This is a genomic window from Roseixanthobacter psychrophilus (assembly GCF_043195195.1).
Taxonomy (GTDB): Bacteria; Pseudomonadota; Alphaproteobacteria; order Rhizobiales; family Xanthobacteraceae; genus NCEH01.
Genome location: NZ_JBAFWT010000081.1, coordinates 1 through 9,494, shown reverse-complemented (window position 1 = coordinate 9,494; position 9,494 = coordinate 1). Strand labels below are relative to the sequence as shown.

Below are 9,494 nucleotides of genomic sequence, written 5' to 3'. Positions count from 1 at the left end.
AAGAACACGGAGAGACCGGACGGGTCAGAATGTGAGGCCTGCCTGAAATCCCGCGTCTTCACCCTGATCTCATCGATGTGCCCGTAGGGGATCCACGATGTCGCGCGGTCGGGGCCCCTTAGGCAGGCGGCGCGGATCGGGCGCCAGCGAACCGTGGTGGAAGTCATCGCCGCGCCCAGCCGAACCGGCGGACCAAGTCGAGAAGCCGATCACAGGTTCGAGCAAGGTTCCTTGTCGGCGCAGTCGCGACACCAAGCAGGAGCCCGGACTCGGCGCCGTCAGGCGACACATACCAAGCGGAAAGCGGTGACGGAGACATGCCGAACGTCAAAGCTTCGCGTGCCACGGCGACATCCGGGGCTCCTTTCGGCAATCTGAGCAGCACGGCCAAGCCGGGAGCCGCAATACGATCCGCGCCTACAGAGGCCTGCAGGCAATCCAGAACCGCCTGCCGCTTGGTCGCATAGGCCCGCTTGGTGCGCCGCAGGTGGCGCAGATAGTGGCCCTCATGCATGAATTCGGCGATGGCGCGTTGCACCGCCGGCCCAGGTGACGGTGCGAGGCACGCCGCCATATCGGCGAAGCGGGAGGCTGGTGCCAAGTTTCACCCGGGGAATTGGGCTTGTCGTTTCTCGACCTGTTTGCCGGAATCGTCCTTCTTGTCGCCGCAGGCTCTGCCTTGGGCGTCATTCTCATTCTCGGCGCGGCGCCCGGCTATGTTGCCAGAAGGCGGGGGCACCCCTGGGCCGACGCCGTGACGGTCGCCGGATGGACCACTCTGGTCTTCGGCCTCGTATTCTGGCCGCTCGCCTTCATCTGGGCCTTCGTCGACGTGCCCGCGCGCAGTTCCCGCCCATCACGGGAGCCGGCGCCGTGATCATCCTGCTCCTCGACAGCTACATCGTCATTCTGCTGGTCCTGGTGTGGCTGAAGGTCGTTCGGCTCAACCTGTTCTGGAAGCTGTCGCCCGTCCAGGTGCTCGTGTTCCTGCTGGTGGGCTTCTTCATTCCGATGAACTGGGGGGCGCCGTCCGGTCCCACGCTGGCCGGGCGCCAGTCGGTGGCGATCGTGCCGAGCGTGGCGGGCGAGGTCGCTGAGGTGCCGGTTGCGCCGAACACCCCGCTCAAGGCCGGCGACGTGCTGTTCCGCATCGATCCTGCGCCTTATGAGGCCCAGCTTCGGGCGCTCCTCGCCCAGCTCAACCTCGCGGAACTGCGGCTCGACCAGATGCAGGAGCTGGCGGGACGGCAGGCCACGCCCGAGTTCAATGTCCAGCAACGCCGTGCCGAGGTTGAGCAGTTGCAGGCCCAGGTGGATGCGGCGCGCTGGAACCTCGAGAAGACAACGGTGCGGGCGCCGGCCGACGGCTACGTGACCAATGTCGCGCTGCGGGCCGGCGCACGGGTCGCGGCGCTTCCGCTGGCGCCGGTGATGGCCTTCATCGACACCTCCGACACGGTAATCGTCGTCGAGATCGCGCAAAACAACGTGCGCTTCGTGAAGGCCGGCCAGAAGGCCGAGATCACCTTCAAGTTTCTGCCGGGTCGGGTGTTCTCGGGTACTGTCCTCCAGGTGGTACAGGCAATTTCTGCCGGACAGCTTGCGCCGACGGGATCTGCCGCGACACCCACGGAATTCGTAGCGGCTCCGTTCGCGGTCCGTGTCGCGCTCGACGACGCGGGGGTTGCCGAACGTCTGCCAGCCGGCAGCGTCGGCACCGCTGCTATCTACACCGATCATGCCGCCGCCACGCATATCATCCGCAGGATACTGATCCGGCAGACGGCGCTGCTGAACTACGTGCTTCCGTTCTAAGGAGGATTGCTCATGTCGCCCGTCATCGATCTTTGCCGCTCACCTCGAGACGGCAGCCCGCGGGATGCCGGGAAATCGTCAGCTCGCCGGCGAATGCTCGTCGGGCTGGCGGTTGCCGTGAGCATCGCGACCGGTCTGGCCGGTGCGGCGGTCGCTCAATCCGCGCAGCCCGCGCTGACCTCCCGGCAGGCCTACGATCTGGCACGCGAGACCTATCTCTACGCCTATCCGATCGTCTCCATGGACGCGACGATGCGCCAAGCCACCAATGTGCCGGATGCGGGAAGCGTCAACATGCGCGCGCCGCTCAACCAGTTCGCCCATGCCCGTGCCTATCCGAAGGCGGACGAGAAAGACGTGGTGCGTTTCAATTTCGACACGCTCTATTCCTTCGCCTGGCTCGACCTTTCGAAGGAGCCGGTCATCCTCTCGGTGCCGGACACCGGCGAGCGCTACTACCTGCTGCCCATGCTCGACATGTGGACCGACGTGTTCGCGGTAGTCGGCACCCGCACCACCGGCAACAGGGCCGCGAACTACGCGCTGGTCGCGCCGGGCTGGACCGGCTCCCTGCCCGAGGGCGTCACCAGGATCGCGGCGCCGACCCCGGTCGTCTGGATCCTCGGACGCACCAAGACCGACGGGCCCGCCGACTACGCCAATGTCCACAAGGTGCAGGACGGCTACCGGCTCACCCCGCTCTCGCAATGGGGCAAGAACTACCAGCCGCCCAAGGGGGTCGCCACCGACCCGGCGGTCGACAACAAGACCCCGCCCCTGGTGCAGGTGGACAGCCTCGACGGCGTGGCGATGCTTACACGGCTCGCGGCGCTGCTCGAGAAGCACCCGCCGCACCCCAATGACTATCCGATGCTATTTCGCCTCAGGACGCTCGGCATCGAACCCGGAAAGCCCTTCGACCCCTCAAAGCTCGATGCCACAACCGTCGCCGCCCTCAACACGGCCGCCAAGGACGTGCTCGCAGGCGTGCAGGCGGCGTGGGAGCGCACCGGCAAGGTCGTGAACGGCTGGACGCTGCAGAACGACAATATCGGCACCTACGGCACCTCGTACCTCAAGCGCGCCCTCGTCGCGAAGGGCGGGCTCGGCGCCAACCTGCCGGAGGACGCGGTCTATCCGACCGCCGCCTTCGACGGCGCAGGCAAGCCGCTGACCGGCGACAACGGATACGTCCTGCACTTCGACAAGGACAACCTGCCTCCGGCGGACGCCTTCTGGTCGATCACCGTACGACATGGACGGCTTTCAGGTGCCGAACGCGCTGAGCCGCTTCGCGCTCAGCAGCCACGACAAGCTGGCCTTCAATGCCGACGGCTCGCTCGACATCTACGTGCAGGCGGAGAATCCCGGCAAGGAGAAGGAGGCCAACTGGCTGCCGGCGCCCAAGGCGCAATTCCAGCCGACCATGCGCCTTTATTCCCCGCGCCCCGAGGTGCTCGACGGAACATGGGCGCCGCCGCCCTTCACGAAGGTGCCGTGACCACGGCCCGCCCGTTTCGCACAAACGTCCGAGGCCGGACAACCCGGAGGAAAACGACATGAACAGCAGCCTGTTCGCCGCCTGCGCGGCAACGCTTGCCGGCGTCCTGGCGCTCGCGCCCGGCGCGCTTGCCCAGGCGCCGGTCTCGACGGAAGAGGCCCGCGAGATCGCCCGCGATGCCTATATCTATGCCTATCCGCTCGTCCTCATGGAGGTGAGCGGCAAGGTCTCCACCAACGTTGCCGAACCGCCCGGCAATACCGCCGCGCCCGTGAACCAGTTCGGCAATGCGCAGGCCTTCCCCGACCCGTCCTTCACCGTAGTCGTGCGGCCGAACGCCGACACGCTCTATTCCTCGCTGGTCTATGACGTGTCGAAGGAGCCACTCATCGTCACCGTGCCGGATTCCGGCGGGCGCTATTATCTGCTGCCCATGCTCGACAAATGGTCGGACGTGTTCGCCGTGCCCGGCTCGCGCACCACCGGCAACGGGGCGCAGACCTTCGCCATCGTCGGCCCAGGCTGGCGGGGTGAACTGCCGGCCGGCGTGACGCGCTATGACAGCCCGACCGCTGGTGGCTGGATCGGCGGGCGCGTGCAGACCAATGGCAAGGCCGACTACGCGGCGGTCCACGCCTTCCAGAACGGGCTGAAGGCGGTGCCGCTGAGCGCCTACGGCAAGCCGTACACACCGCCGAAGGGCCCGGTGGATACGAAGCTCGACATGAGCGCGCCGCCGGATCAGATCGACAAGATGGACGGCGCCGCTTTCTTCACCCTGTTCGCGGAGCTGATGAAGCAGAACCCGCCGCACGCCAACGACTATCCGATCCTCGACCGAATGAAGCGGATCGGAATCGAGCCCGGCAAGAGCTATTCGCCCTCCGTTCAAGCGAAAGAGGTGCAGGAGGCAATCAAGGCCGCGCCGGCCGATGCGCTGCCGCGCATCAAGGCGGCATGGGCGAAAGCGGGTGTGCTCGCCAATGGCTGGCGCACCAACCTGACGGCGATCGGCACCTATGGCGCAGACTATCTGCACCGCGCCGGCGTCGCCTTTGGCGGGCTCGGCGCAAATGTGCCCGACGACGCAGTCTATCCGACCGCCTTCGCCGATTCCGAAGGGCGCCCGTTCGATAGTGCAAAACGCTACGTTATGCATTTCGCCAAGGAGCAGCTCCCGCCCGTGCGCGCCTTCTGGTCACTGACGATGTATGACGAGCGCCAGCTCTTCACGGAGAACCCGCTCGATCGCTACGCCATCGGCGACCGCGACAAGCTGGTCTTCAGTCCCGATGGCTCGCTCGACCTCTACATCCAGCGTGAATCTCCGGGGAAGGACAAGGAGGCCAACTGGCTTCCGACACCGAAGAGCGGCACCTTCACCATGAACATGCGCCTCTATTGGCCGAAGGCTGAGGTGATCGAGGGCAGCTGGTCACCGCCTCCGGTCAAGCGCGCGGACTGAGCGCAACAGGCTGGGTGCCTCGTGCGCCTTGTGCGTCCGGTTCACCGCTGCAGTCGTCGGCGTGGTCATGAACCTTGCTTTGTGGTTCGCGCTACACGTCGTGTTTCGGGAGGTGCGGACGTTCGAGATTCTCGGCGTCGGTCCGGACCTGCCGGTGCTCACATCGATCAACTGGCGGGCCGCAGTTCTCGCTGCCGCTGCGATGATTGCCATGCTGCGCTTCAAAGTCGGAATGATCCCGACGCTCGGCCTTTGCGCGGTGGCCGGTGTTTTTGTCAGCTATTTACCTGTGTGACACGAGGGAAGGCCCACTGGCGGACGAATTTGGGCACGTGATGTCCGCGCTAGGGCGGCCTCCATATGTTTACGCAAGAATTATCTGGATAATCGGGCGGTTCGCCTTCGTGCGAGTACGGCAATCGGCGGTGATTGGGTAGCTATCTCGCAGAATAGCGCGCCATAGCGTGGAATCGACGGGGTTCGCGGGCCACGCCCGATAGCGATGATCACTACGTTTACGCCATAGCACTATGACGTGCGTCACCGACCCTGCTGGATCGCGTTCTGCGACGATGGCGGGTGACGCATGGCCTCACTTGCCTGCAGCGCCGGAGGCGTGGACCTCCGGCGCATCATCAACGCCGGGACAAGGGCGGCCAGGAAGATCGCGCCGACGATAAAGAAGCTGTCCCGGTACCCCAGCATGTTGCCCTGGCTGTAGATCATGCGGCCGAGATAGTTCATCGCCCCGGCCTGGCGAATCGCTTCCGGCACACCGGCCTGCGCGAGCAAGCCGGTCACATCGCGCAGCAAGCCGGTCGTCGTGCTGTTACCCGCGTGCTGCGCCGCCGTGAAGCTGTCCACGTAGAGCTGCGAGCGCTGTTCAAGGGCAATTGAAAGCAGGTTGACGCCGAAGGCGCCGCCGAGTTGGCGCACGAAGTTGATCGCGCCGGAGCCCTGGCCGAGCAGCGTCATTGGCAGCGCCTTGAGGGCGCCGGCGTTCAGACTCGGCATGATGAAGCCGAGCCCGATCCGGCCCAGCATGATCCACCAGGCAAACAGCCAGAAGGAGGTATCGGTATCGATGCCGGTCATCAGGAACGACGACCATGCGAAGACCGCCAGGCCGAACATGACCATGACATAGGCCGGCGTCTTATCGGTGAGACGCCCGGCTATCGGGAAGACGAGCGCCAGGATCAGCCCCGCCGGCATCAGCAGCAGGCCGGAGCGGGTCGGCGTGTAGCCCTGGATCGTCTGCGCGAACAGCGGAATCAAGAAGGTCGAACCGTAGATTCCCGCCCCGAAGATGAAGGCCACGACGGACGCGCCCGCATAGACCCGGTTCGTGAAGAGCTTGAGATTGAGCATGGGCGCGGGCGCGTGCAGCTCCCAGACGATGAAGCCGATGCCCGAGACAAAGGCGACGGCGAAGTCGCGCAGGATGGAATCGGAGAACCATCCATCACGTTGTCCATTCGACAGGCCGTTGAGCAAGGTCACGAGGAACACGGTCATCAGCCCGAAACCGATCCAGTCGAATTTGCGCGGCGATCCCGAAGTTGCCCGCCCCGGCATGAAGAGGGTGGCGAGGAACAGCCCGACAAGGCAGAACGGCACGGCCATGAAGAACACATAGCGCCAGCTGAAGCTATCCACCATGATGCCGCCCAGCGTGGGGCCGAGCGCCGGGGCCAGCACCACGCCGATGCCATAGATGCCCATGGCCGAGCCGCGCTTTTCCGGTGGAAAGACCTGAAAGATCATCTGCATGGCCAGGGGTTGCAGGATGCCGGCCGCGCCGCCTTGGAGCACGCGGGCCAGTATCAGCACCCCTTCCGCCGGAGCCAGCCCGCCCATGACGGAGGCGACGATGAAAACCGTCACCGCCAGCATGAAGGTCGCGCGCTGGCCGAGCGTCTCGACCATCCAGGCGTTGAGCAGCATGGTCCCGGTCATCGCGGCAAGGAAGCCTGTGGACAGGAGCTGCGCCTTGTCCTGGCCCATGCCGAAGGCGCCCATGATGTCGGGCAGGGCCACATTAACGATGGTCGCGGTCAGGATGGTGGCTATCGTGCCCATCATGACCGTCGCCGTGACCAGCCAGCGATACGCCGGGCCGAAGCGGGCGAACAGCCCCTCGATACTGTCCGGGTGCGGCGCGCTAGTCACCGGTGCCGGCCTCCAACTCTACCATCATGCCGGGCTTGATTTCCCCACCGTCCTGCTGGACGGCGATGCGAACCGGCAGGCGTTGGGTGATCTTGGTGAAGTTGCCGCTCGGATTTGGGTTGGGCAGCAGCGCGAACTCGCTGGTCGCAGCCTGCCCGACGCGCGTGACCTTACCCTCGAAGCGCCGCCCCGGCAGGGCATCGACAGTGATCGTCACGATCTTTCCGGGCCGGAAGAAGCGGATGTCGGTCTCCTTGACGTTCGCCTCGACGCGCACGCGCTCGGGATCATGGACCATCAGCAGGCGCTGGCCGGGCGTGACGTATTCGCCCTCGTCCATGAAGGTCTGGTCCACAACGCCGTCGAATGGCATGACGATGGTGCGGTCTTCGAGATCGAGCGCCGCGCGCTCCCGTTGCGCAAGCAGCCGCTGTTCTTCCGGACCGAGCTCGGCCAACTGGCGTTGGAGCACCGTGAGCTCCTCGCGTGCCGCTTCGGCCTCGGCAAGGGCGGCGCGGGCGTTTTCCAGGTCCGCCTGGGCGCTCAACACCTGTTGCTTTGCCATCTCCAGCGCCGCCCGCGTCTGGTCCAGGCGCGCGCGGGTGATGGCGCCGCTCGGCGCCAGCTTCTCAGCCCGATCATTGTCCTGTCTGGCAAGATCGCGTTGTGCCGTCGTTGCTGCCAACGCGGCCTCCGCAGCCCTTACCGCTGCCTGTTTAGCGGTAATACGACTTTCGGTCTGGCGGCCGGTGAGTACGATGCGGGCTTCGATCTCCTCCCGGCGGCGGGCGATTCCCGCGAGTTGCGCATCAAGTTCCTGAACGAGCAGGCGGCTTTCCCGGTCGTCGATCCGGACCAGTACGTCGCCTTTGCGAACGGTATCGCCCGCAATGACCTCAACGGCCGTGACCCAGCCGGGAACCCGGCTGCTCACGGCAACGATGTCGGCTGCAACGCGGGCATCCGTGACGAAGACGTGGGTGAATTGTTGCCACAGCCACCAGCCACCGGCCCCGAGAACGATCAGCCCCGCCAGGATCGCGCCATACAGTCGCCATGGCCGGGCGCGGCCAGGCGGGGAAAACGCCTCTGACGCAGCCTCCGTCTCATTGTCGGGGGCTATGCGCAGATCGGTTTCCCGATCGTCGCTCTGGCGCTCCAAGCGGCTCACACGCTGGTCCATGGCTCACCTGTCCATCGGGATTTGGTGCGTAAGCTGCATCGTCGTTTCCGCGCCACCCAGCTTGCCGGCGATCTTCTCGAAGACCCTCAAACAGGTCGTCACCTCGGCATGGGATATGTCGGAGAAGATTTCCGCACGCACTGCCGCTGCGGTCGTTTCGATGCGTTCCAGAACGGGAACGGCCTCCGCGCGCAGGTGGACCGATTTGGTGCGGCGGTCGCTAGCTTCTGTCCGGCGTTCGATCAGCCCCTCGGCTTCAAGCCGGTCCAGCGTGCGCACCAGGGTCGGCCCGCGCACCCCGATCGCCTCAGCCAATTCACGCTGGGTTGCCGCTTCGGCCAGCCGAGAAAGATGCAACAGTGTCAACCAGCGGGATTCGGTGAGGCCGAAGGCGGCCAGCCGCCGGTCGATCTCGGCGCGCCACAGCCGGGCGACCAGCCCGAGGTGGAGGCCGAATCGTTCCTGATCGTTGAGAGGCAGCTTCATTTCATTGCCTGAATGGCTCCTTTATTATAACAATAGATAGCTATCTATCGAATGTCCAGAGATAGAGGCAAAGCTCGGCCGCCCACTCTGTCCGCAGCCTGGCTCGGGAAAGGCTTTCCACGGCGCTCATTGAAGGAGAACCACAATGTACCGGACGATCCTCCTGGCCTATGACGGCAGCCAGCAAGGCCGCGAGGCGCTGGATCAGGGGGCCGAGCTGGCCTCGCTTTGCCAGGCTCGTGTCTATCTCTTCGCCGTCGTCGCCCATGAGCTGGGTGTCGCGCTCGCTGAAGCGGCGGCACCCTCAGACTTGCCGGAGCGTGAATATCAGGAAGTGCGCCGCGTGCTGGCGGCGGGCGCGGAAGAGCTGCGGCGGGCGGGCCTCTCCGTCCAAACGCGCCTCGGCACGGGCAACCCCGCCGAGGAGATCGGCCGAATTGCGCACGAGGTCGCCGCCGATCTGATCGTGGTCGGTCACCGCGAACAGAGTGCGCTGGCCCGGTGGTGGCACGGCTCCGTCGGCGCTTCGCTGCTCGCCCACGCGCCATGCAGCCTGCTGGTGGCCGTCTCGGGCACGACGCCCGCACGATGATCGGAACAAGATCAAAACCAGCAGCGGCGAAGAGCGGGCAAGAGTGGCGCGGAGATGGGCCGCCCGCCGCCGCGTCGCGGTTTTCCGGGAGCTGGATCGGTTGCCCGTTGGAGTGTGCCCTGCCGGAGCCGGCAAGCTGCCGCTTGCGCAGACCGAGTTGGGGCGAGTTGCCCCGGGAATCGCCGGCGCGAATGAATGGCCGGCAGAGTGCCGTCTTTTGATGACATGCACGTCAAGACGCTATGTTTGGCCATCCTGTCCTTTGGAGAGGCGACAGGTT

Annotated in this window: 8 protein-coding genes and 2 pseudogenes; 6 read left to right on the top strand and 4 right to left on the bottom strand. The window is 65.5% G+C overall.

All coding sequences use genetic code 11. From position 1 onward, the window contains the following. Window positions 1-163: 163 nt before the first annotated feature. Window positions 164-598, bottom strand: a pseudogene (locus tag V5F77_RS27835) (PLP-dependent aminotransferase family protein); the annotation flags it as partial. Window positions 599-622: 24 nt separating this feature from the next. On the opposite strand from V5F77_RS27835, the gene V5F77_RS27830 reads away from it, so the two are divergent. From V5F77_RS27830 to V5F77_RS27810, 5 genes and pseudogenes are all read left to right on the top strand, one after another. Further along, on the top strand, window positions 623-877 hold the full coding sequence (locus V5F77_RS27830; protein WP_429008321.1) for a DUF3302 domain-containing protein: 255 nt from the start codon (window positions 623-625) through the stop codon (window positions 875-877). After that, window positions 874-1,815, top strand: a complete 942-nt coding sequence (locus V5F77_RS27825; RefSeq protein ID WP_429008320.1) for an HlyD family secretion protein — start codon at window positions 874-876, stop codon at window positions 1,813-1,815. The genes V5F77_RS27830 and V5F77_RS27825 overlap by 4 nt, the downstream gene beginning before the upstream one ends. A gap of 117 nt (window positions 1,816-1,932) precedes the next feature. After that, on the top strand, window positions 1,933-3,378 hold the full coding sequence (locus tag V5F77_RS27820; protein WP_449317029.1) for a DUF1254 domain-containing protein: 1,446 nt from the start codon (window positions 1,933-1,935) through the stop codon (window positions 3,376-3,378). Continuing rightward, window positions 3,375-4,781 carry a DUF1254 domain-containing protein gene (locus tag V5F77_RS27815; RefSeq protein ID WP_429008319.1) on the top strand — a complete coding sequence of 469 codons (1,407 nt, stop codon included), beginning with the start codon at window positions 3,375-3,377 and terminating at the stop codon, window positions 4,779-4,781. Before V5F77_RS27820 ends, V5F77_RS27815 begins: the two co-directional genes overlap by 4 nt. A gap of 43 nt (window positions 4,782-4,824) precedes the next feature. Next, window positions 4,825-5,076: pseudogene (locus tag V5F77_RS27810) on the top strand (chromate transporter); the annotation flags it as partial. Window positions 5,077-5,321: 245 nt separating this feature from the next. Here the strand turns inward: V5F77_RS27810 and V5F77_RS27805 are convergent. From V5F77_RS27805 to slyA, 3 genes are read right to left on the bottom strand one after another with little or no spacing between them, the layout of a single operon-like run. After that, complete coding sequence (locus tag V5F77_RS27805) at window positions 5,322-6,953, bottom strand: DHA2 family efflux MFS transporter permease subunit (protein ID WP_393986256.1); 1,632 nt, start codon at window positions 6,951-6,953, stop codon at window positions 5,322-5,324. Next, window positions 6,946-8,136 (bottom strand): HlyD family secretion protein, encoded by a 1,191-nt coding sequence (locus V5F77_RS27800; RefSeq protein WP_429008318.1) that lies wholly within the window; start codon window positions 8,134-8,136, stop codon window positions 6,946-6,948. The genes V5F77_RS27805 and V5F77_RS27800 overlap by 8 nt, the downstream gene beginning before the upstream one ends. 3 nt (window positions 8,137-8,139) lie before the next feature. Continuing rightward, complete coding sequence (gene slyA / locus V5F77_RS27795; protein ID WP_429008317.1) at window positions 8,140-8,622, bottom strand: transcriptional regulator SlyA; 483 nt, start codon at window positions 8,620-8,622, stop codon at window positions 8,140-8,142. A gap of 145 nt (window positions 8,623-8,767) precedes the next feature. On the opposite strand from slyA, the gene V5F77_RS27790 reads away from it, so the two are divergent. Continuing rightward, window positions 8,768-9,214, top strand: coding sequence for a universal stress protein (locus V5F77_RS27790; RefSeq protein ID WP_429008316.1), 447 nt, complete (start codon window positions 8,768-8,770; stop codon window positions 9,212-9,214). Window positions 9,215-9,494 lie beyond the last annotated feature (280 nt).